We start from the raw sequence: 325 nt of genomic DNA, 5'->3' as shown, positions 1-325 counted from the left end.
ATATTTAACTATTCAGGAGTAGCAGATTCCGCTTTTATATATAACTTAGCAAAGTCTAAAAGATTGAATATGACAGAATTTGATGCCTACTTACATTCTTCTGACAAATATAAGGAGATGGATAAGGTCATCAATCAGTTAGTAGAAAGGGGGCTGATGGCTACTCCTACCATCATAATTAATGATCGTTTGGTGTACGTCACAAACAGCTATGAAGAATTGTCCAGACTATTGGAGTATGAACTATAACACAAAAGATAAAAGATGAGACTTTACTTTAATCTGAATAAGATAACTTATCTGTTTCTAATGCAGGCTTTATATC

At 32.9% G+C, this 325-nt stretch carries 1 protein-coding gene; it reads left to right on the top strand.

Translation table 11 applies throughout. The features are described from left to right. The coding region (locus tag AB5935_RS25780) for a DsbA family protein (protein WP_368327848.1) at positions 1-249 on the top strand (249 nt) is incomplete at its 5' end. Positions 250-325 lie beyond the last annotated feature (76 nt).

The sequence above is a fragment of the Phocaeicola sp. RTP21198st1_B8_RTP21198_201120 genome (assembly GCF_040929485.1).
Classification (GTDB): Bacteria; Bacteroidota; Bacteroidia; order Bacteroidales; family Bacteroidaceae; genus Phocaeicola; species Phocaeicola dorei.
Note: the sequence above shows the minus strand (reverse complement) of the source record. Positions and strands in the feature narration are given on the sequence as shown.